The sequence below is a fragment of the Achromobacter sp. UMC71 genome (genome assembly GCF_014170305.1).
Classification (GTDB): domain Bacteria; phylum Pseudomonadota; class Gammaproteobacteria; order Burkholderiales; family Burkholderiaceae_B; genus Achromobacter.
The window spans coordinates 15439-36529 of sequence record NZ_LZZT01000011.1 but is presented as its reverse complement, the minus strand read 5'-3'; the positions used below and the strand labels follow the sequence as shown (position 1 = coordinate 36529).

Sequence of the window (21091 nt, the reverse complement as noted above, 5' to 3'; positions counted from 1 at the left end):
CGTTGTCCGGTGCAGAGCCAGTCCCGGCCTCGTTGCCCTGTCCGCAGGGCCTTGCCGGCGATCCTGGCGCCGCATCCGTCCGGCCGACGGTTATTGAACCGCCGGGCCCGCGCCTGGGAGCCCTCGATGCCCATCTACGCTTATAAGTGCAGCGCCTGCGGCCATGCCAAAGACGTCTTGCAGAAGATTTCCGACGCGCCGCTTTCGGTTTGCCCCGAATGCGGCCAAAGCACGTTCTCCAAGCAGGTGACCGCGGCTGGATTCCAGCTCAAGGGGTCCGGCTGGTACGTCACCGATTTCCGCAATGGCAGTGGCGGCAACCAGGCCACCGGCGCCGCAGCGCCGGCATCGTCATCCGACAATGCCGCCCCGGCAGCCAGCCCGGCGCCCGCCGCCAGCACGCCGGCACCGGCTGCTGCCCCCGCGCCTGCCGCTGGCTCGGCTTCCGCTTCCTGAGACCGCGCGCGATGCGGATGCGCGTCATCAAAAAGTACTTCATCACCGGCCTGCTGATCTGGGTTCCCCTGGTCATCACGGTGTGGGTGCTGGGACTGCTGGTCGCGACCCTCGAAGGGTTCGTGCCTGGCTTTCTGTCGTCCGAATCGCTGTTTGGCGTCGACATTCCCGGTTTCCGCTTCGTCCTGGTCATCGTGGTGGTGCTGTTGACGGGCATCTTCGCGGCCAACCTGCTTGGCCGCACCATGGTGGACCAGTGGGAAAACCTGCTGGGCCGCATTCCCCTGGTGCGTTCCATCTACAACTCGGTCAAGCAGGTCAGCGATACCGTGCTTGCCCCCAATGGTCAGGCTTTCCGCCGCGCGGTGTTGTTGCAATACCCGCGCGCCGGCAGCTGGACCATCGCTTTCGTTACCGGCACGCCCAGCGGCGAGGTGGCCGACCATCTTCCTGGCGACCACATCAGCGTGTACGTGCCGACCACGCCGAATCCCACGTCCGGCTTTTTCCTGATAGTGCCCCGTGCCGACACGGTGGACCTGCAGATGAGCGTGGACGCGGCCTTGAAGTACATCGTTTCCATGGGCGTCGTCGCCCCGGGCCCGGCCGCAGCGCCAGGGATCCGGCCGGCGCCGCTCTCTCCGGCGGCTGGCGCGCAGAACGCGCCGGGCGCCGATTCGTAACCCTTACGCTACAACCAAGCACACAACGGAGTTATCCCGATGCGTACCTGCTACACCGGCCAGGTTTGCCGCGACCATCTCGGCCAGACCGTCACCCTGTATGGCTGGGTGAACCGCCGCCGTGACCACGGCGGGGTCATCTTCATCGACTTGCGCGACCGCGCGGGCCTGGCGCAGATCGTGTTCGATCCGGATAACGCCGCCTTCGCCACCGCCGAGCGCCTGCGCAACGAATTCTGCGTCCGCGTCACCGGCCTGGTGCGCGAGCGTCCGGCGGGCACCGCCAACGCCGAGCTGGCCTCGGGCGAAATCGAAGTGCTCTGCAAGGAAGTCGAAATCCTGAACGCGTCGGTCACCCCGCCGTTCCAGCTCGACGACGACAACCTGTCGGAAACCACCCGCCTGACGCACCGCGTGCTGGACCTGCGCCGTCCGCAGATGCAGCGCAACCTGATGCTGCGCTACCGCGTTTCGATCGAAACGCGCAAGTTCCTGGACCAGTTGGGCTTCATCGACATCGAAACCCCGATGCTGGCCAAGAGCACGCCCGAAGGCGCTCGCGACTACCTGGTGCCCTCGCGCGTGAACGCCGGCCACTTCTTCGCGCTGCCGCAATCGCCCCAGCTGTTCAAGCAGATGCTGATGGTGTCGGGCTTTGACCGCTACTACCAGATCACCAAGTGCTTCCGCGACGAAGATTTGCGCGCCGACCGCCAGCCCGAATTCACCCAGATCGACTGCGAAACGTCGTTCCTGAACGAATTCGAGATCCGCGAGATTTTCGAAAACCTGATTCGCCACGTCTTCAAGGTGGTGCAGGGCGTTGACCTGGCCGAGCCGTTCCCGATCATGAGCTGGACCGAAGCCATGCGCCGCTACGGTTCCGACAAACCGGACTTGCGCGTGCAGCTCGAGTTCACCGACATCACCGACGTCATGCGCGACGTGGACTTCAAGGTGTTTGCCGCCGCCGCCACGGCGCCCGGCAGCCGCGTGGTCGCCCTGCGCGTGCCCGGTGGCGCCGAAATGTCGCGCAGCGAAATCGACGCCTACACCCAGTTCGTCGGCATCTACGGCGCCAAGGGCCTGGCCTACATCAAGGTCAACGAAGTGGCCAAGGGCCGCGACGGTCTGCAATCGCCCATCGTCAAGAACCTGCACGACGCTGCCCTGGCCGAACTGGTCAAGCGCACCGGCGCGCAGGACGGCGACATCATTTTCTTCGGTGCCGACCGCGAAAAGGTTGTCAACGACGCCATCGGCGCGCTGCGCGTGAAGATCGGCCACAGCGAATTCGGCAAGAAGTCGGGCCTGTTCAAGGCCGGCTGGCAGCCGCTGTGGGTGGTCGACTTCCCGATGTTCGAGTACGACGAGGAAGACGGCCGCTACACCGCCGCCCACCACCCGTTCACCAGCCCCAAGGATGGTCACGAAGACTTCCTGGAAACGGATCCCAGCAAAGCGTTCGCCAAGGCCTACGACATGGTCCTGAACGGCTGGGAAATCGGCGGCGGCTCGGTCCGTATTCACCGCGAGGAAGTGCAGAGCAAGGTGTTCCGCGCGCTCAAGATCGGCGCCGAGGAAGCCCGCGAGAAGTTCGGCTACCTGCTCGACGCGCTGCAATACGGCGCGCCTCCGCACGGCGGCATCGCCTTCGGCCTGGACCGCATCGTCACGATGATGACCGGCGCCGAATCGATCCGTGACGTGATCGCCTTCCCGAAGACGCAGCGCGCGCAAGACCTGTTGACGCAAGCGCCTTCGGAAGTTGACGAGAAGCAACTGCGCGAGCTGCACATCCGCCTGCGCAACGTAGAGCAAAAGTAAGTCCCCCCGAGGCGCGGAGTGCTTCCCCCCCAAGGGAGGCGCCTTGAAGTAAGCTCCTGAGGCGCCGGGGGCGCCTCCCCCCAAGGGGGGCGCCTCAAGGGACCGGCGGAGCCGGATCCTCGGCGGCCCGGCTTGTGAGGCAGCATTTGTTTGCGGAGTGCTGTGTCCTTGGAGCCACTGAGCTTGCGGTGAGCAGCTTTTTGTTGCGGCTAGGGTTTGCTGAATTGGGGTAATCTGGCAAACGCCGCTTTGTGGCGGCGCTTGCCGGGGCGCTTCAGGGCCTGGCTTGTGGTTCCTCTGCTTTCAAAGGCGCCATCGCTTTTATGTCGCTCATCCGTGTCGTCAGCTACAACATCCACAAGGGCCGTTCGGCGCTGGGCCGGCGCGACTCCCTGAATGAATTGCGCCTGGGCCTGTATGGCCTGCGGCCTGACCTGGTCTTCCTGCAGGAGGTCCAGGGCCGTAACGAACAGAAGTCGTTGCTGGACGCCCAGCACGAGTCCCTGGCCGCTGCGCTGAAGCTGGATGTGGCCTACGGCCGCAACGCGGTCCGCCATGAAACCGACCATGGCAATGCGCTGTTGTCGCGCTTTCCCATTCTTGATCACGAAAACCAGGACATCTCCGACCACCGGCTGGAGCAACGCGGCCTGCTGCATGCGACCATCGAGCTCGACGGCCGGTCGGTGCACTGCTTCGTGGTGCACCTGGGCCTGTTCGCCGGCAGCCGCAGCCGCCAGATACTGGCGCTGACCGAGCGCATCCGACGCATGGTGCCGGATGGCGAACCCATCCTGATCGCGGGCGATTTCAACGATTGGGGCGACCGGCTGGCGCCGCTGTTCGTGCAGCAGCTGGGACTGTATGAAGTCTTCTCGCATGCGCCGCGCAGCCATGGCGGCGAATTGCCCCGCCTGCGCGATTCGGTCAAACGCCTGAGCAACGCCTTGCGCGGGCTGCCCAACAGCGGCGTGTCTGTCATGGAACGCACCAACCAGCTGGGCATGGACGGCAGCTCGCGCCTGTTGCTGCCGCCGCCGCGCACGTTTCCCGCCGTGTTCCCGTGGTTCCGCCTGGACCGCATCTACCAGCGCGGCTTTGCCGTGCGCAGCGCGCGCGTGCTGCGCGGCCGCGAATGGGCGAGGCTATCCGATCATTCCCCCTTGCTGGCCGAGCTGGAACTTCCGTGAAGGCCGAGCAGGTCAAGTTGGAATGGACCGAGGGCAACAAGATCCACTTGTTGCAGAACGGTACCGATTTTTTCCCCGCGCTGTGCCAGGCCATTGACCAGGCGCAGGTCAGCGTGCACCTGGAAACCTACATCTTCATGCTGGACCGCACCGGCCTGAAGGTGCTGGACTGCCTGATGGCCGCGGCCGGGCGCGGCGTGAAGGTGCGCGTCGTGCTGGACGGCTTTGGCAGCGCGGAAACGGTTGATGCCGTGCGCGAACGCCTGACGGCCGCCGGCGCGCAGTGCCGCATCTTTCGTCCCGAGCCGCGCTGGTTCGCCAAATTCATTCCGTCCCGCAGCCGCCTGCGGCGCCTGCATCGCAAGGTCACCGTTGTCGATGGCAGCATCGCCTTCATCGGCGGCATCAACATCATCGACGACTACGACGACCTGGACCCGACCGACGGCATTTCGGCGCCACGCTTCGACTTCGCGGTGCAGGTGCAGGGGCCGGTGGTGACCGAGGCGGCCTGCGCCCAGGACCTGCTGTGGGTGCGCTTGAATTGGGCCCGCCTGCGGCGCCATCCGCGCGACTGGAGCCGCATGCGGCTGACCAAGCCCAGCCATGCGCCGGTGGCGCCTTGCGGCGAGCTGCGCGCCGCGCTGGTGCTGCGCGATAACTTGCGGTTCCGCCAGACCTTCGAGCGCGCCTATCTTTACGGCATCACACAGGCGCGGCGCGACATCCTCATCGCCAACGCGTATTTCTTTCCCGGCCGGCAGTTCCGCCGCGCCCTGGCCAAGGCCGCCGCGCGCGGCGTGCGGGTGCGCCTGCTGCTGCAAGGCAAGGTCGAATACCGCATGCAGTACCATGCCACGCGCTCCCTCTACGACCAGTTGCTGCGCGACGGCATCGAGATCTACGAATACATGCCCAGTTACCTGCACGCCAAGGTGGCGGTCATCGACAACGTGGCTACGGTCGGCTCGTCCAACCTGGACCCCTTCAGCCTGCTGCTGGCGCGCGAAGCCAATGTGGTGGTGGACGACCAACCGTTCTCGTGGGATCTGCAGGAACGCCTCGAGACGGCCATCCTGGAAGGCGGCCGCTTCATCCGGCCGCTGGAGTACCAGCGCCGCGGCTGGATACGGCGCTGGGTGGACGCCGCGTCCTACACCTTGCTGCGCATCGGCGTGGCGTTGACGGGGACTTCGGACAAGTACTGAGCCGGCGGCCGCGGCGGTAAACTGCAGGACTGGAAGGCCAGGCCTTCTTTCGGGCACTACGCAATGAGCATTCTCGTCACCGGCGGCGCCGGATTCATCGGTTCCTACTTTGTGCTGGATTGGCTGGCGCAGAGCGATGAGCCCGTGGTCAATCTGGACAAGCTGACATACGCCGGCAACCCGGCCAATCTGGCCAGCCTGAAGGGAGATGCCCGTCATCAGCTGGTGGTGGGCGACGTGGGCGACACCGTGCTGGTGACGGCCATGCTGCAGGCGCACCGGCCCAGGGCGATCCTGCACTTCGCGGCCGAATCGCATGTGGATCGTTCCATCGCCGGAGCCGGTAACTTCATCCAAAGCAATATCTGCGGCACCTTCGGCCTGCTGGAAGCGGCGCGCGCCTACTGGGCGGATCTGACCGGCCCGGCCCGCGATGCCTTCCGCTTCTTGCATGTCTCGACCGACGAAGTCTATGGATCGCTCGATCCCGATGCGCCGGCCTTCACCGAATCCAGCGCCTATCGGCCCAACAATCCGTATTCCGCCAGCAAGGCGGCCAGCGACCATCTGGTGCGGGCCTGTGGCAAGACCCATGGCCTGCCCGTGTTGACCACGCACTGCTCCAACAACTACGGGCCGCGGCAGTTTCCCGAGAAACTGATTCCGCTGACGATCCACAATGCCGTGGCGGGCAAGCCCCTGCCGGTCTATGGCGACGGCCTGCATGTGCGCGACTGGCTGCACGTGGCGGACCATTGCAGCGGCTTGCGCCGCGTGCTGGAGCGTGGCCGCGCCGGCGAAACCTACAACCTGGGCGGGGACTGCGAGCGCACTAATCTGGATGTGGTGCTGGCGGTCTGCAAATTGCTGGATCAGCTGCGTCCGCGCGCGGACGGCGCGTCCTACAAGACGCAGGTCGCGATGGTGCCGGACCGTCCGGGGCACGACCGCCGCTACGCCATCGACGCTGCAAAAGCGCAGCGCGAGCTCGGCTGGCGCGCGATCGAGACCTTCCATTCAGGGCTCGAAAAAACGTTGCGCTGGTACCTGGACAACCCGCAGTGGGTCGCGGATATCGTTTCAGGCGCATACCGCCAGGGAGCCGTGCCGTCATGAGCGAATCCGTGCAGCGCAAAGGCATCATCCTGGCCGGAGGTTCCGGCACGCGCCTGCATCCGGCCACGCTGGCCATCAGCAAGCAGCTGATGCCGGTCTACGACAAGCCGATGATCTACTACCCGCTCAGCACACTGATGCTGGCGGGCATCCGTGACATCCTGGTGATCTGCACGCCCGAAGACGCGCCGCGCTTTGCCCAACTGCTGGGCGATGGCCGGCAGTGGGGCTTGAGCCTGCAATACGCGGTGCAGCCGTCGCCGGACGGATTGGCGCAGGCGTTCTTGATCGGGGCGGACTTTCTCGGCGATGCGCCGTGCGCGCTGATCCTGGGCGACAACCTTTTCTACGGCCACGACTTGCCGCAGTTGCTGATGCGCGCCGACGCCCGGCAGCAAGGCGCGACCGTGTTCGCCTATCACGTGCAGGATCCGCAGCGCTATGGCGTGGTCGAGTTCGATGCCGGCGGCCAGGCGCTGCGGATCGAAGAGAAGCCGGCCTCGCCCCAGTCCAGCTACGCGGTTACCGGCCTGTACTTCTACGACAACCAGGTGGTTGAGTTGGCGCGCGGGATTCGTCCTTCCGCGCGCAATGAACTGGAAATCACCGACCTGAACCAGGCCTATCTGCAGCAGGGCCGCTTGAACGTCGAGATCATGGGCCGTGGCCACGCCTGGCTGGATACCGGCACCCATGACAGCCTGCTCGAGGCCAGCCAGTTCATCGCCACGCTCGAGCGCCGCCAGGGCCTGAAGGTCGCTTGTCCCGAAGAGATCGCCTACCGCAAGCAGTGGATTACCGCTGACCAGCTGCAAGCCCTGGCCCGCCCGCTGCAAAAGAGCGGCTACGGCGACTATTTGATGAGTTTGCTCAAGCGCTTGCCGTTCTGATGATCATTACGCCCCTGTCCCTGCCCGATGTCCTGCTGATCGAACCCGAAGTGCATCGGGACGCGCGGGGCTGCTTTCTGGAAACCTACCGGCAATCGGTGCTGGATGCCGCCGTGGGGCGCGAACTGCGCTTCGTGCAGGACAACCAGTCCGAATCCCATCGCCACGTGCTGCGCGGCCTGCACTATCAGACCGTGGATCCCCAGGGCAAACTGCTGCGCGTGACCGAAGGCGAGATCTACGATGTGGCCGTGGACATGCGCCAGGATTCTCCGACCTTCGGACAATGGGCCGCTCAGCGCTTGTCGGGCGACAACCATCTGCAGCTCTGGATTCCAGAGGGGTATGCGCACGGCTTTCTGGTGCTGTCCGAGCGTGCGGTGGTGTCGTACAAGACCACCGCGTATTACCAGCCCGCGTACCAGCAATGCCTGTTGTGGAACGATCCCGCCGTGGCGGTGACCTGGCCGCTGAGCGGCGCGCCTCACCTGTCGGCGCCCGACCAGCGCGGCTTGCCGCTGAGCCAGGCGCCCCGAGTGCGGATCGGCTAGCCGGCCGCAACGCGGCGCTTGCCGCCGACCAGGCCCAACGCCAGTGCAGTACCCACCAGGATGATGCCGGCGCCCGTCAGGATTGATACCGTGATGGCCTCGTCCAGAAACCAGGCGCCCCACACCACGCCAAAGACGGGGACAAGGAAAGTCACGCTGACCGCCCCGGTGGGCCCGACATTGGCAATCAGGCGGAAGAAGACGATGTAGGCGGCGCCGGTGCAGACGACGGCCAGCAGGATCGTGGCGCCCCATGCCATGCCCGAGACCGGGGTTTGCGGCCAGGTGGCCAGCGCCAGCGGCAGCAGCAGCAGCGACGCGGCGAGCATGCTGCCCGTGGCGTTGGACAGCGCATCCACGCCCGTCAGGAAGCGCTTGGTCCAGTTGGCCGCGATGCCATAGAACACGGGCGCGGATACCGCCGCCAGCACCGCGGGCCCCGTACCGCCGGCCTGGAAATTGAGCTTGTCCCAAACCAGCACCACGATGCCCAGCAGGCCGATCGCCAGGCCCAGCGAACGCGCCCAGGGCAGTCTGTCTTTCAGCCACAGCCAGCCGACCACCGCGCCCCAGACCGGCGTCACGGCATTGGCGACCGACAGGAACCCGGCGCCCAGCGACTGGGCGGCATAGGCGTACAGCAGGAAGGGCAGCGCGGCGTTCAACGTGCCCACCACCAGAATGGCCTTCCAATGCCTGGCGATGATGGGCAGCTTGCCCCGCCATAGGGCGGCGGGCAGCAGGAACAGGGCGGCCAGACCGACGCGCAGTTCGATCAGCGCCACCGGGCCGAATTCGCCCACGGCCACGCGCATGAACAGGAAAGAGCCGCCCCAGACGGCAGCCAGGAGCAAAAGGTCCAGCAAATCGCGACGGCGCATGGTCAATCCCGAGTCAGGCTTGGTTCCGGCCAGTGGCCAGATTCTTCATCTTGACCCGATGCGCGAGTACCGCACAGGTCAGGCACAGGACAATACACAACACCAGCCCCGTGCGCACTCCGTTTAGTATCGTGCCGTGCGAAATCAGGATGCCGACCACCGCGGTGCCCAGGGCGCTGCCGATGGCTCGCGTCGTCTGCACCAGGGCGGACGCCACGCCCACGTCACGCCGTTCGCTCAGCATCTGCATGAAGAGTGTCAGGTTGGGCAGCAGAAAGCCCAGCGCACAGCCGTTCACGAAGAATGCCGCCAGAATCCACCAGGCCGATGTACCGGGGGAAATCAGCAGCACCATCAGCGTGCCCACGGCCAGCAGGCCGGCGCCGAAAACCATCAGGCGCTGCGGTTCGGTCTGGCGGGGAAAGAGGCGTCCGTTGATGATGCTGCCCACCGAAATGGCCGCCACCAGCGGCGTCAGCAGCAGCCCGGCCTCGCTGGGCGTGTATCCCAGCACCTGTTGCAGCAGCAACGGGCTGTAGAAGATCAGCACGAACATCACGGCCCCGACGGTCATCGCCGCCAGGTTCAGCAGTTGCGGTTCGCGGCCTGCCAGCACCCGCAACGGAAAAATGGGCGATGCCACGCGCCGTTCGATGGGGATCAGCAGCACGATGGCGGCGATGCCGATCACCGCCAGCGCCAAGCCCATCATCGGATGGGCATGCTCGCCCTTGGCGAAGCCCAGTTCCAGCGCCGCCAGCGGCGCGCCCACGGCCAGCACCAGCAGGATGGCGCCGATCCAGTCGATGCGGCGCTCCCCCGTATGTACCGGCTTGATGCGCGGGAAATACCTGGCCAGCAGGAACAGGGCGACCCCGGCCGCGATGGGAGAAATGAAAAACGCGGCACGCCAGCCCAGCGCCTGGGTGGCGGCGCCGCCCAGCACCGGGCCGATGCCGCTGGCCATGGCAAAGGCAGCCGACACCAGGGCCATCCATTTGACCCGCTGCTTGGCGTCCGGAAACAGGTCGGCCGGGGCCGCGAAGGCGGTGGCGATCATCATGCCGCCGCCGATGCCTTGCAGCGTACGGAACAGGATCAGTTGCCCCATGGTCTGCGACAGACCGCAGGCGATCGAGCCCAAGGCGATGATCAGCACGGAAACCAGCATCAGGGGCTTGCGGCCGAACATGTCGCCCAGGCGGCCGAAGATCATGATGGATGCCGCCGTCGCCAGCAGGTAGCCGGTGCCGACCCAGGCGTACAGCGCCATGCCGTCCAGGGCCTCGGCCACGCGCGGCAGGGTGGTGCTGATGATGGTGGAATCGAAGGCGGGTGATAACCCCAGAATACGGCCACCACCAATACGACCAGCACCCAGGACCAGCGGGAATTGGACAGGCCGCGGGGTTCGGGCTCGGGCGGAGGCGGGGGCGGCGCCAGCCGGGGCTGAGCGGCCATGTAGTCGATGAAGGCCGTGAAGAACTTCGAGATGATTTTTTCGCCGGCCTTCAGGATCAGGCCTTCGCCGCATTCGGCCAGCTTGCCGCCGGTCATGCCGGCCACCGTGTAGGCGACCCGCGTGCCCTGGTCTTTTGTCGACAAATTGACCTGGGCGGTGCCGATGGCCAGGCAGGCGGCGCGGCCTTTGCCTTCGAAGACCAGGGTGCAGCTGTTGGGGGGATCGACGTCCGAGAGCAGGATCTCGCCTTCGTAGTCGGTATCCAGGCCGGCGATCTTGGCCCGCAGCGTGACCCCGTATTCGGTGGGGCTGCGCTGGACGACTTCGACGCAGCCGGGGATGCATCGCTGCAGCACGGCGGGATCGGTCAACGCATCCCAAGTCTGGTGCTGGGTTGAAGGAATCCACTGGGCATCTGCAATGCGCATGACTGTCTCCTTGTGTCGGGATCCTCGTCCTATTGTGGTTCCAAAACCCCCTGCTGGCTACTGCTGGATTTGGGTGCACCGCAGCGTAAATAGAAAAAATACTGTCATTAAATGATATTGATAATTAAGTACGGTTACGGAGAATACACACCTTGCCTGGTTGTAATGGGGATTCGCCAGCCTTCGCCATCACAAGGCGCAGCCCGGAGGAGCCGGCGGATAGACCATGGAAATAGGGTCGATTAAAGCCCTACATGCCTTAGGGAACGGCGGCCAAACTGGATACAATGCCACTTTCGCTCAGAAAGAAAAAAGGGCATTCTCATGAAGCTTGCTGGTTCTAAGATTCTGGTTATCGGCGGTGCCGGTTTCATTGGCAGTTTTGTCGTCGCCGAACTCCTTAAGCACGACGTCGCCGAAGTCGTCATTTACGACAACTTCGCTCGCGGAAAACACAGCAATATTGCTGAGTACCTGAAGGATCCGCGCTGCCGTATGTATCCCAACGGCGGTGACATCCGCGACATCGACCTGCTCAACGATGCCATGTACGGCATGGATGGCGTCGTCCATCTGGCCGCCATGTGGCTGTTGCACTGCAAGGACTTCCCGCGCACCGCGTTCCACGTGAACATCGAAGGCACCTTCAACGTGCTCGAAGCATGTGTGAAGAACAACATCAAGCGCCTCGTCTACTCGTCCTCGGCTTCGGTCTACGGCGATGCCGTCGAGGTGCCGATGACTGAAGAGCACCCGTTCAACAACCGCAACTTCTACGGCGCCAGCAAGATCGCCGGCGAAGCCATGTGCCATGCGTTCCATGACCGTTATGGCCTGAGCTACGTGGGCTTGCGCTACATGAACGTGTACGGTCCGCATCAGGACCAGACCGCTGCCTACACCGGCGTCATCCCGATCATGCTCAACAAGATCGATGCCAACGAAGCGCCGGTCATCAACGGCGACGGCACCCAGGCCTACGACTTCATCTCCGTCGAAGACGTCGCACGTTGCAACGTCCTGTCGCTGGAATCGGATGCTACCGACGAGTTCTACAACGTCGGCACGGGCGTCCAGACCAGCATCAAGGAACTCTGCGACACGATTCTGGACATGAAGAACTCCGACCTGAAGGTGGAGTACCGTCCGTACAGCGCGGACGACGCCCGCCGCATGGTGCAAAACCGCATCGGCTGCCCGAAGAAGGCCGAGCGCGACCTGGGTTTCACGTACAAGTACGAACTGCGTGAGGGCCTCCAGTCCCTGATCGACTGGCGTGAAAAGCACGGGGGCGAAGCTTAATCGTGTGCGGAATCGCCGGTTTTTTTAATCTTGACGGTGCCCCTGCCGCACCGGATCTCGTCAAGCGGATGACCGATGCCATCGCGCATAGAGGTCCGGACGGCGAGGGTTGTTGGACCGAAGGCGCCGTCGGGCTTGGGCACCGGCGATTGGCAATCATCGACCTGTCGCCAAGCGGGCATCAGCCCATGCGATCGGGCGATGGCCGTTACTCGCTTACGTACAACGGTGAACTCTACAACTACCGCGAGCTGCGCGCCGAGCTCGAGGGCAAAGGGTACCGGTTCACCTCCACCAGCGACACAGAAGTCGTGCTCTATGCCTTGGCGGCATGGGGCAAGGCTGCGCTGGGACGCTTCAACGGCATGTTCGCTTTCGCCTTCTGGGACGGCCGCGAACGCCGCCTGTTGCTGGCGCGTGATCGCTACGGCATCAAGCCGCTGTATTACTCCAAGTCGGGTCAATCGGTCCTTTTCGGTTCCGAGGCCAAGGCCATTCTCGCGCACCCCGCATCGCGCGCGAAGATGAACTTGCCGGGTTTGCTGGAGTACTTCACGTTCCAGAACTTCTTTACCGACCAGACCCTGTTCGAGGGCGTTTCCATCTTGCCCGCCGGCTGCTCGATTGAAATCGACGCGGCCCAGGGAGTGGGCGCTATCGAACGCTATTGGGACTACTGCTTCCAGGAACCGGAGAATCCGAAGTCGGATGCCGAGTACATGGAAGAGCTGGATTTCCTCTTCCAGCGCGCGGTCAAGCGGCAGATGGTGTCGGACGTCGATGTCGGCGCCTACCTGTCTGGCGGTATGGACTCGGGTTCCATCACGGCCTTGGCTGCACGCCAGGTTCCGTACATGCGCACGTTCACGTGCGGCTTTGACATGACCTCCGCGTCCGGCGTCGAACTGAATTTCGACGAACGCCAAGCCGCCGAGCGCATGTCCTATCTGTTCAAGACCGAGCACTACGAAATGGTGCTCAAGGCTGGCGACATGGAGCGGATCATGCCCGCCATGGCCTGGCACCTTGAAGAGCCCCGCGTTGGACAGAGCTATCCCAATTACTATGCGGCCAAGCTGGCCAGCAAGTTCAACAAGGTCGTGCTCGCCGGTACGGGTGGCGATGAGATTTTCGGCGGCTATCCGTGGCGCTATTACCGCGCTGTCGTGAACGACGATTTCGAGCACTACATCGACAAGTACTACGCCTATTGGCAGCGCCTGATTCCGAATTCGCAGATCCGCGAAGTCTTCTCGCCGGTCTGGGGAGACGTCAAGCAGGTCTGGACGCGGGACATCTTCCGCGATGTGTTCGCGTCGCACGCCAATACGCTGACCCGCCCCGAGGACTACGTCAACCACTCGCTGTACATGGAGGCCAAGACCTTCCTGCATGGTCTGCTGGTGGTCGAGGACAAGCTCTCCATGGCGCATGGCCTGGAGTCGCGAGTTCCGTTCCTGGACAACGATCTGGTCGACTTTGCCATGAAGTTGCCTACCCGCCTGAAGCTGGGGCATCTTGAAGACGTGGTGCAACTCAACGAGAACGAACCGGGCAGCAAGACGGCTCGCTACTTCCAGAAGACGCGCGACGGCAAGCTGCTGTTGCGCAAGATGATGGCCCGCCATGTGCCCCAGGATATCGTCGAGCGCGAAAAGCAGGGTTTTTCCGCGCCGGATGCCAGCTGGTTCAAGGGCGAAAGCATGGATTATGTTCGCCGGCAGCTGTTCTCCAGCAATGCCCGCATTTATGACTTCCTGGATCGTTCCACGGTTCAGAAGCTGGTAGAGCAGCATTTGAACGGCGAGCAAAATCGACGTTTGTTGATCTGGTCGCTGCTGAACGTCGAGAGTTTCTGTCAAGCTTATCTGGGCAAATAGCAATGCTTACCGCACTGAATCCGGTCGCCAACTACAAGGCGGTGCGGCGGATTGTGGCGTTGTATATCAAACAACGCCATCTTCTAGTCGAAATGGTGAAGCGGGACATCCTGGATCCCCATGCCGGCCATGTGCTGGGTGGGGTCTGGACGTTCTTGCATCCGTTGTTCATGATGGGCGTCTACATGTTTCTGTTTGGCGTCGTCATGAAGGCGCGCGTCAATCAGTCTCATGAGATGCCGCTGGATTACTCTGCATATATTCTCAGCGGCATGGTGCCTTGGCTGGCGATTCAACTCGCCATGGCGAAGTCAGCCTCCGCGATTATCTCGAACGCGAATTTGGTCAAACAGACCATATTTCCCGTAGAAGTCTTGCCTGCCCGGTCGGTTATTGCCGCCATGGTTCCGCAGGCAATTTCTCTGGGAGTGTTGATTATTTATGTGTTGGCTACGCACGGTAGCCTGTTCTGGACCTACCTGCTGTTGCCGCCCCTGTTGATAATGCACCTGGCATTGATGCTGGGCATTGCTTTCGTATTGTCGGCGGTTTCGGTGATCGTGCGCGACATGAAAGAGTTCGTCCAGGTATTTTCCCTGGTGGGTATTTTCCTGGTGCCGGTCGTGTTTCTTCCGGACTGGGTGCCCGCGGTCTTCAAGCCGGTCATCTATGCCAATCCCTTCAGCTACCTGATCTGGTGCTACCAGGACGTGCTGTATTTCGGACGCATCGCGCACCCTCTTGCCTGGGGAGTGACGTTCGTGTTCGCCATCGTGTCGTTGGCGATGGGCAGCCGGCTGTTTGCGCGCTTCAAGGGATTTTTCGGAGATGCGCTATGACAGCCGATATCGCCATCAGCGTCCGCAATCTGTCCAAGTGCTATCGCATCTATAGCAGCCCGGCCAATCTCGTGCGCGAGATGCTCACGGGCAAACCGCGCCACGCCGAGAAATGGGCGTTGCGCGACATTTCGTTCGACGTCGTGCGAGGCGAGGTCCTGGGTATTATCGGATCCAATGGCGCGGGCAAGAGCACGCTGCTGAAGATCTTGACCGGCACGCTCGAGCATACGGGCGGCGAGGTGCACATCAACGGCAAGGTGTCGGCCATCCTGGAGCTGGGTACGGGCTTCAACCCGCAATATTCGGGCCGTGAGAACGTCATCATGGGTGCGATGTGCATGGGCATGACGCTGCAGCAGATCCAGGACAAGATGGACTGGGTCATCGACTTCAGCGAGCTTGGCGACGTGATCGACCAGCCGTTCCATACCTATTCAAGCGGCATGCAGGCGCGGCTGACGTTTTCGACCGCGATCTGCGTGGATCCTGACCTGCTCATCGTGGACGAGGCGCTGGCGGCCGGCGACGCCAGCTTCGTGCACAAGTGCATGCGGCGCATGCGCGAGATCTGCGCCAGCGGTTCCACGGTGCTGTTCGTCAGCCACTCCGAAGCGACGGTCATGGAGCTGTGCGACCGCGCGATCTGGATCGATGGCGGGCGTGTGCGTATCGATGGCCCCGCCGAGCCCGTGTGCAAGGCGTATTCACAGAGCGTCTGGGAAGTGGTGGACGAACGCAACCGCCGTGAATCGTCGGTGGCTTTTGACCGCGCGAAAGAAACGGTGCAAGCCAATGGCAAATACGAGCTCGCGGGTCATGACATCCGTATTGCCGGTGTGCGGCTCTTGAATGCGGAAGGCGACGAGGCGACGATATTCACTGCTGGTAACCCCTTCACGGTTGCCATTGACTGGGAAGGGGAGACGGAGCATTCCCAGGTCTACTGCAACTTGCGTATTGATGGCGAGACCACTCAGGCCGTTTCAGGATATGACGCGGCAGACTTCAAGGTGTTCATCAATGAAGGCCGGCCACTGAGCGGTCGGGGAACGGTGTATTACCGCATCGATAGCCTGGATCTGGGCTTGGGCCGCTATTACCTCAGCGCAGGTCTGCGTTTCTACATGATCCCCAAGAATAAGACCGATGTGCTGCACTACGTAGAGAAGGCCGCAGTGTTTTCGGTGAAGCGCAAGGTGCTCTGGAATCAAAGCTTCCTGTATGAGCCGACGGTGCATGCTACGTTCACCTATGGTGATGACGGCGTGCAGGCATTGGACACGCATATGGAAGTAGAAAAAAGGGGGCGAAATGAACTGGAAGGATGACGCGCGAGAGTTTTTCTCACATCGCGCCAAGGTTGTAGGCGAGAGCCCAGCCCTTAAAGACCTGTGTTACGTAAGCGGCCGTGACCCCCGTGTGTGGGCGGATCAGGCGCGTTATGACGACATGATCGAGAGTGTCGTGCATTGCATGGGTGCAAACGATACGTCTCGTGTACTCGAGGTGGGGTGCGCGGCAGGATTCGTGGCATGCGGCGTGGCGCCCAAAGTGGGCCAGTATGTCGGCGTGGACGTGGCGGAAGGCGCGATCGAATGTGCTCGCAGCCTGAAGCTCAGCAACGCGACATTCGAAGTGGGCGATGGCGGGAAACTGCCCTTTGAGGCCGACGAATTCGATGGCATCTATTGCTACGATGTACTGACCAACTTTCCATCGTTCGACAGCGTGACTGGCCTGGTCAGCGACATGTTCCGGGTTGTGCGCCCGGGCGGCAAAGTGTTGCTGGGGTCGATCCCGGATGTCGCCAAGGAACAGGAGTTTCTTGAGGCCGTGGCGCGGATGCAGGCAGAGCTTGCCGTGCCGGCGCTGCCGGCAGCCGTCGCCGCGGCAGCACCAGTTGTTGCGACGGAGTCCAAATCGGGTTTTTGGGCCAAATGCCGCGCCATGCTGGGAATGAGGGAGGCAGCCGTCACGCAACCCGCAGCTATACCCGCCGCCGCGCCCGCTGAACAATTGCCCGTGGACCAGGGCGGCATTACGTGCTTTTATTTTGCCAAGCAGGATTTTGAGAATTTTGCACGGCACTTGGGTGCGGCTTGCAACATCGAGGGGGTACACGCACGCCATCCCTTCTACGGTTATCGCTATAACGTCATTCTGACGAAGCCAGTATGAAGCTGGTCGCATTCCGCGAGATTCCCTCCGAGAGTTGGGATGCCGTGTGCGACGCTTCCCAGGAAGCTTGGCTGTTTCATCGGTGGGACTGGGTCGCCATCGAAGAGCGGTATCTCGTTGGCGAGAATCTCTCGGTCGGATTTGAAGACAAGGGGCGGTTGGTGGCAGTCCTGCCGCTTTACTTCTCCGATACGAACACAGGCGCGGCGCAAGAGAATCTGCTGCATTCGGGCATTCATCGACATGCCGGCTTGGCTTGTCTGCCGGATCTTGGTCAAGAGAGCCTGGCCGCGTTGAAGTCGCAGATGCGCAACTACCTGCTCGAGCAGGCGGCGCTGCACGGCTGCCATCGTATCCACCTTGGCGCTCAGAACCTGTCGCCGGCCGGGATGGATGGAGCGTGGAGCCGCGAAGCGCCTTACTTCGTTCAGGACTGGGGCTTTTTTTCCGGTATCGCGTTCGGACCTGGTGGGTTATATCCCGCCCCGGGCATGAGTACGGCGGCTTGCGATCAGATCGTCATGCTGGATGGCGACGAGGACGCGCTCTTTTCTCGTTTAGCCGAGGCCTGCCGGCGCAACGTTCGCAAGGCGCAAAAGTCTGGCGTCAGCGTGCGGTGGCTGGACGAGCCGGATTCCATCGCGCTCTATTACGAGATGGCACAGGTATCGGCACAGCGCACCGGAGAGTCCTTGGCGCCGATGGCCTATTACCAGGACATTTGGAACGCACTTCTGACTTCCAACAGATGCCGTCTGCTGGCGGCGGAACATGAAGGCACTCAAGTCGCCATGCTGCTGGTATTGATCGACAAGGGCGCAGCGAGCTATCTGGGTGGGGTTTCGACGGCGAAGGGCCTGGAACTGCGCGCGAACGATATGGTCCATTGGGGACTGATACGGACCTTGAAAGAAGAGGGGCAGCGTTGCTATCGGTTGGGTCCCGCATTCCCAGGGCTTCCGGAAAATTGGCCCATCGTCCGGGTGTCGCGTTTCAAGACAAAATTCGGCGCACGTGCGATTCCGTTGGTGGTGGGAAGTCATTTCATCCAGCCGGCGCATTATCGGGATCGAGGGATGGAGCTGTTGCGTCTGCTGTCGGCGGCCGAGGATGAAGGCGGCCAAGCCGTTGTCGTGCCTCAGTCGGAGGACGGCGTAGTCAAGACTGGCAATGTTTCCTTGGTGCGCCGTTTGCGCAGGTATGCGGCGAGACTTCTAGATTGTTGATGTGGAAATGACCCCCTCCAACCATACTGTAATGGCTTGTGATTTGATCGCGCATCACCTGCGCCTATTTGGCATTCGCGATGATCGCAAGGTTCGGATACTGTCCGCGCCGGACCGTGATCAGCTTGCGGGAGCCCTGTCGGAACTGGATAGCGATGCTGCCGTCATCGTCGCGGTGCAGCCGGCTGAGACGGCGTGCGCGTTGTTGGGCTTGTCCCGCAGAATCGTGAACGAGGCACCCAGGGTATTTGAGGAGTGCGTAGGCCTGCCCGGCGCCGCGAGACTGCGGACGTTGCACGCCTTTCATGCCTATGAGGCCGCTGCGAATGTCTTGCTGTGCGATGAGATGCGGGGTCCCGTCTGGATCTGGCTCGAGCGCGACGGGAAGACTGTGATCGTGATTGGCACTGACCTGGCCAATGATCTCATCCGGTATCGCCAAGGAGATCCGCAGCAAATCAACGGGGATCGTGGCGGGGAAATGTGGGGCATTGCGGGCGAGCGTCCGATCTATCTTTATACGCAGCAACGCGAAGGAGAGCCGGAGCATTGCCGGCATGCGGATTATTGGGCCTTGCTGATCGCAAGCGCACTGGAGAAGGTGGCGGGCCAGGAACGCCGCCCGATGTTCCCGGGCAACGCGCCGGGGGCGGTAGTGATCACCGGCGATGACGACCAGGCATTTCTCGATAAGTATGCCGAACAGCAGAGAGTGCTGCATCAGGTGCCGATCACCTACCTTCTGCATCCGTTGACAAAGCATTCACGAAAAACGCTGCGGCAGATGCAAAAGAATAATCCGCGCGTGGATCTGGGTATTCATCCTGATGCGCTTGAGACCCCGCTTGCGTACGCGGAATGCTTGCACGATCAAGTTCAATGGTATCGGGATTTGGTGGGTGAATCCCCGGAGTCCGTGCGCAATCACGGTTTCCTCAATGACGGGTACTGGGGCCATTTGCCATCTTGGGAGCGGGAAGGAATTGTCTTCAGCTCGAATCTGCCAGGCGTTTGCGGCACTGCGCTGAACGGCTCGCTTCTGCCTGCGCGAATGGCGCTGGACGGCAAGCTGACAAGCCATTGGTCCCTGCTGACGACGTTTGGCGATGGCATGTGTTCGATTTACGGCTGGTCTCAGGAAGAAGCCCGACAGAAAGTGGTTGATTATGGACGTGCGGTGCGCGAGAGCGGCTTGCCAGGCGTATTGGTTTTCAATCTTCACCCCCAGAACATCAGCGAGATGCCGGGCCTGCATCAGGCCGTCCATGACTTGATCGCCGAGGGCTTCCTGCCATGGAACATGCGTGATTGCCTGGACTGGGCGCTTGAAATGGATGGCTCGCCACCCCGCACGCGATCGCAAAGCGGCGGTGTGCTTGCGCGTTTACTCAACAGGTTCAGGTTCTGAGAACTCTGGAGACGATAGGTTTGGAATGTTTTTAAAGAATTTGTTGGCGACGTTCAATCGGCAGCCTGCCCCGACGCTGGAAGATGGATGGCACAGTTGGGACCCGCATCCATGGAAGCATCCGTGGCTGACATCGAACAATCTGCGCAAGATGCGCGACTATAGCCGTGCATTTTTCGAGCGGGAGCTCAAGAAAACCGCACGCATGGATGCCCGGCAATTGAAAATCGGCTTTTGCGGGAACCTCGCCAATAATCTGTATTTTCGGGGCCGTCCATTGCGTCGAGCTGGCCTCGATATCGATATTTTCCTCCATCCAGATGACAAATATGTGATGGCGCATCCGGTTTGGGAGGAGTTCGACGGCGTGCTGGAAGGTCCGGCTACGCTGGACGAACTGGAAGCCATGGGCGTGGCGGTGGCCGAGGTGCCTAACGTCTATTCCCGGCTGCCCGATACGTCCGATACCTCCGTGCCCTTGCCGTTTTTGCGCGAGTACGACAAGACGCATTTCGCTTCCTATGTCGAAGGGCCCTACCGCGGTACGTTGTCGGCGCTTCATGCCAAAGACGTGCTCTGGGGTGCACAGGCGACCTACCTCGCCTATTTGGCCAACCGTCCCTACATTGCATCCCAGACCGGTGGCGACATCTGGCTGGAAGCTGCCCGCGGTGACATGCTGGGCTATTTGCAACGTATGGCTTACGCGAAGGCGCGTGTCTTTATCGTATCCAACCCATGGAGCTACGCGCACGCGCGCCGCTACGGGTTGAAGAACCTGATCTATCTGCCCATGACGCTCGATGAGACGCAGTATTGTCCCGGGCATGGTGAAGCCAGGAAGGAATGGGAGGCCATCAGCGGCGGCGATTTCTTTGTGCTGACGACCTCGCGGTTGGATGAGAAGAACAAGGGGTCGTTCCTGGCGATCGAGGGATTTGCCAAATTTGCGCAATCCTGTCCCGGCGCCCGGCTGGTTGCGCCGAGCTGGGGGAATGACCGCAAGCAGGCCGATGAAGCCGTGGCCAAACTAGGCATCGCGGACCGGGTCATATGGCTACCGCTATCCGGCAAGGCCAAAGTCCGGGATTATCTGCGCAGCGCTGATGTGTTCATCGACCAGTTCGTGCTGGGATACTTCGGCGCTGCGGGTCTGGAAGCCATGGCCACCGGTTTGCCGGTGATTGGCCGTTCTGAGGTGGCGCAATACGAGGCGTTGTGTGAAACCGGGGCCCCGCCCATCCTGCAGGCGGAAGATGCTCAGGGCGTGACGGAGGTTCTTGGCGGGCTGCAGTCCAATCCCGCTCGGCGCAAGCAGGTCGGCGAGTTGACGCGCAAATGGTTCCTGGAGAACCACGGCTCCGCCCGTTGGATTCCGCACCATGAGGCGCTTCTGAATGCCACTGCGGCGGGCCATAAGGTGGATTGGCGACGTTCGCCTCTGCAGGCGGCGATCAGCGATGAGGAGTGGGCATATCATCACGCTGGCCTGACTGCCGCGCCGCCGTTTCCCAACTATCAGTGGTAGCATCAGCGCTCGTATTCTTGTCTACCGCGTAGTTT

Annotated in this window: 18 protein-coding genes and 1 pseudogene; 16 read left to right on the top strand and 3 right to left on the bottom strand. The window is 62.2% G+C overall.

All coding sequences use genetic code 11. The features are described 5' to 3' along the window. Positions 1 to 126 precede the first annotated feature (126 nt). The 8 genes from A9974_RS05475 to rfbC all read left to right on the top strand — a co-directional run bounded on the left by A9974_RS05475 (position 127) and on the right by rfbC (position 7921). The gene (locus A9974_RS05475; protein ID WP_183003140.1) at positions 127 to 456 is read left to right on the top strand and encodes an FmdB family zinc ribbon protein; all 330 of its coding nucleotides are present in this window, start codon (positions 127 to 129) and stop codon (positions 454 to 456) included. A gap of 17 nt (positions 457 to 473) precedes the next feature. Then, the gene (locus tag A9974_RS05470; protein ID WP_183003139.1) at positions 474 to 1139 is read left to right on the top strand and encodes a DUF502 domain-containing protein; all 666 of its coding nucleotides are present in this window, start codon (positions 474 to 476) and stop codon (positions 1137 to 1139) included. Positions 1140 to 1178: 39 nt separating this feature from the next. Beyond that, positions 1179 to 2966 carry an aspartate--tRNA ligase gene (aspS, locus tag A9974_RS05465; protein ID WP_183003138.1) on the top strand — a complete coding sequence of 596 codons (1788 nt, stop codon included), beginning with the start codon at positions 1179 to 1181 and terminating at the stop codon, positions 2964 to 2966. A gap of 323 nt (positions 2967 to 3289) precedes the next feature. Further along, entirely contained in the window at positions 3290 to 4156 is an 867-nt protein-coding gene (locus A9974_RS05460; protein ID WP_183003137.1) for an endonuclease/exonuclease/phosphatase family protein, read from the top strand. Then, positions 4153 to 5364 carry a cardiolipin synthase ClsB gene (gene clsB, locus A9974_RS05455; protein ID WP_183003136.1) on the top strand — a complete coding sequence of 404 codons (1212 nt, stop codon included), beginning with the start codon at positions 4153 to 4155 and terminating at the stop codon, positions 5362 to 5364. The genes A9974_RS05460 and clsB overlap by 4 nt, the downstream gene beginning before the upstream one ends. A gap of 63 nt (positions 5365 to 5427) precedes the next feature. Further along, positions 5428 to 6480 carry a dTDP-glucose 4,6-dehydratase gene (rfbB, locus tag A9974_RS05450; RefSeq protein ID WP_183003135.1) on the top strand — a complete coding sequence of 351 codons (1053 nt, stop codon included), beginning with the start codon at positions 5428 to 5430 and terminating at the stop codon, positions 6478 to 6480. Beyond that, entirely contained in the window at positions 6477 to 7370 is an 894-nt protein-coding gene (rfbA, locus tag A9974_RS05445; protein ID WP_183003134.1) for a glucose-1-phosphate thymidylyltransferase RfbA, read from the top strand. Before rfbB ends, rfbA begins: the two co-directional genes overlap by 4 nt. Beyond that, a complete protein-coding gene (gene rfbC, locus A9974_RS05440; RefSeq protein WP_183003133.1) occupies positions 7370 to 7921 on the top strand; it encodes a dTDP-4-dehydrorhamnose 3,5-epimerase in 552 nt (183 codons plus the stop codon). Before rfbA ends, rfbC begins: the two co-directional genes overlap by 1 nt. On the opposite strand, the gene A9974_RS05435 is transcribed toward rfbC, so the two are convergent. From A9974_RS05435 to A9974_RS05425, 3 genes and pseudogenes are all read right to left on the bottom strand, one after another. Next, on the bottom strand, positions 7918 to 8802 hold the full coding sequence (locus A9974_RS05435; protein ID WP_183003132.1) for a DMT family transporter: 885 nt from the start codon (positions 8800 to 8802) through the stop codon (positions 7918 to 7920). The two genes, rfbC and A9974_RS05435, sit on opposite strands and share 4 nt — an antisense overlap. Before the next feature lie 13 nt (positions 8803 to 8815). Continuing rightward, positions 8816 to 10168 (bottom strand): MFS transporter, encoded by a 1353-nt coding sequence (locus tag A9974_RS05430; RefSeq protein ID WP_183003158.1) that lies wholly within the window; start codon positions 10166 to 10168, stop codon positions 8816 to 8818. Further along, a pseudogene (locus tag A9974_RS05425) lies at positions 10138 to 10692 on the bottom strand (carbon monoxide dehydrogenase subunit G); the annotation flags it as partial. The pseudogene A9974_RS05425 and the gene A9974_RS05430, both read right to left, overlap by 31 nt. A gap of 324 nt (positions 10693 to 11016) precedes the next feature. Here A9974_RS05425 and A9974_RS05420 point away from each other — a divergent pair. The 8 genes from A9974_RS05420 to A9974_RS05385 are packed head-to-tail and all read left to right on the top strand — an operon-like array spanning position 11017 to position 21056. Further along, positions 11017 to 11994 carry an NAD-dependent epimerase/dehydratase family protein gene (locus A9974_RS05420; protein WP_183003131.1) on the top strand — a complete coding sequence of 326 codons (978 nt, stop codon included), beginning with the start codon at positions 11017 to 11019 and terminating at the stop codon, positions 11992 to 11994. A gap of 2 nt (positions 11995 to 11996) precedes the next feature. Further along, positions 11997 to 13874 (top strand): asparagine synthase (glutamine-hydrolyzing), encoded by a 1878-nt coding sequence (gene asnB, locus A9974_RS05415; protein ID WP_183003130.1) that lies wholly within the window; start codon positions 11997 to 11999, stop codon positions 13872 to 13874. Between the two features lie 2 nt (positions 13875 to 13876). After that, positions 13877 to 14713 (top strand): ABC transporter permease, encoded by an 837-nt coding sequence (locus A9974_RS05410; protein ID WP_183003129.1) that lies wholly within the window; start codon positions 13877 to 13879, stop codon positions 14711 to 14713. Further along, positions 14710 to 16044, top strand: a complete 1335-nt coding sequence (locus tag A9974_RS05405; protein ID WP_183003128.1) for an ABC transporter ATP-binding protein — start codon at positions 14710 to 14712, stop codon at positions 16042 to 16044. Before A9974_RS05410 ends, A9974_RS05405 begins: the two co-directional genes overlap by 4 nt. Beyond that, positions 16028 to 16894: a class I SAM-dependent methyltransferase gene (locus A9974_RS05400; protein WP_183003127.1), complete on the top strand. Its 867-nt coding sequence runs from the start codon at positions 16028 to 16030 to the stop codon at positions 16892 to 16894. Before A9974_RS05405 ends, A9974_RS05400 begins: the two co-directional genes overlap by 17 nt. Beyond that, positions 16891 to 18120, top strand: coding sequence for a GNAT family N-acetyltransferase (locus A9974_RS05395; RefSeq protein ID WP_183003126.1), 1230 nt, complete (start codon positions 16891 to 16893; stop codon positions 18118 to 18120). Before A9974_RS05400 ends, A9974_RS05395 begins: the two co-directional genes overlap by 4 nt. A 7-nt stretch (positions 18121 to 18127) precedes the next feature. Next, positions 18128 to 19528 carry a hypothetical protein gene (locus A9974_RS05390; RefSeq protein ID WP_183003125.1) on the top strand — a complete coding sequence of 467 codons (1401 nt, stop codon included), beginning with the start codon at positions 18128 to 18130 and terminating at the stop codon, positions 19526 to 19528. Between the two features lie 25 nt (positions 19529 to 19553). Further along, the gene (locus A9974_RS05385; protein WP_183003124.1) at positions 19554 to 21056 is read left to right on the top strand and encodes a glycosyltransferase family 4 protein; all 1503 of its coding nucleotides are present in this window, start codon (positions 19554 to 19556) and stop codon (positions 21054 to 21056) included. Positions 21057 to 21091 lie beyond the last annotated feature (35 nt).

Excerpts from the sequence above, each read along its gene's own strand:
- A9974_RS05475 (WP_183003140.1), top strand. The coding sequence starts at position 127 with ATGCCCATCTACGCTTATAAGTGCAGCGCCTGCGGCCATGCCAAAGAC.
- A9974_RS05470 (WP_183003139.1), top strand. The coding sequence starts at position 474 with ATGCGCGTCATCAAAAAGTACTTCATCACCGGCCTGCTGATCTGGGTT.
- aspS (WP_183003138.1), top strand. The coding sequence starts at position 1,179 with ATGCGTACCTGCTACACCGGCCAGGTTTGCCGCGACCATCTCGGCCAG.
- A9974_RS05460 (WP_183003137.1), top strand. The coding sequence starts at position 3,290 with ATGTCGCTCATCCGTGTCGTCAGCTACAACATCCACAAGGGCCGTTCG.
- rfbB (WP_183003135.1), top strand. The coding sequence starts at position 5,428 with ATGAGCATTCTCGTCACCGGCGGCGCCGGATTCATCGGTTCCTACTTT.
- rfbA (WP_183003134.1), top strand. The coding sequence starts at position 6,477 with ATGAGCGAATCCGTGCAGCGCAAAGGCATCATCCTGGCCGGAGGTTCC.
- rfbC (WP_183003133.1), top strand. The coding sequence starts at position 7,370 with ATGATCATTACGCCCCTGTCCCTGCCCGATGTCCTGCTGATCGAACCC.
- A9974_RS05435 (WP_183003132.1), bottom strand. The coding sequence starts at position 8,802 with ATGCGCCGTCGCGATTTGCTGGACCTTTTGCTCCTGGCTGCCGTCTGG.
- A9974_RS05420 (WP_183003131.1), top strand. The coding sequence starts at position 11,017 with ATGAAGCTTGCTGGTTCTAAGATTCTGGTTATCGGCGGTGCCGGTTTC.
- A9974_RS05410 (WP_183003129.1), top strand. The coding sequence starts at position 13,877 with ATGCTTACCGCACTGAATCCGGTCGCCAACTACAAGGCGGTGCGGCGG.
- A9974_RS05405 (WP_183003128.1), top strand. The coding sequence starts at position 14,710 with ATGACAGCCGATATCGCCATCAGCGTCCGCAATCTGTCCAAGTGCTAT.
- A9974_RS05400 (WP_183003127.1), top strand. The coding sequence starts at position 16,028 with ATGAACTGGAAGGATGACGCGCGAGAGTTTTTCTCACATCGCGCCAAG.
- A9974_RS05395 (WP_183003126.1), top strand. The coding sequence starts at position 16,891 with ATGAAGCTGGTCGCATTCCGCGAGATTCCCTCCGAGAGTTGGGATGCC.
- A9974_RS05390 (WP_183003125.1), top strand. The coding sequence starts at position 18,128 with ATGACCCCCTCCAACCATACTGTAATGGCTTGTGATTTGATCGCGCAT.
- A9974_RS05385 (WP_183003124.1), top strand. The coding sequence starts at position 19,554 with ATGTTTTTAAAGAATTTGTTGGCGACGTTCAATCGGCAGCCTGCCCCG.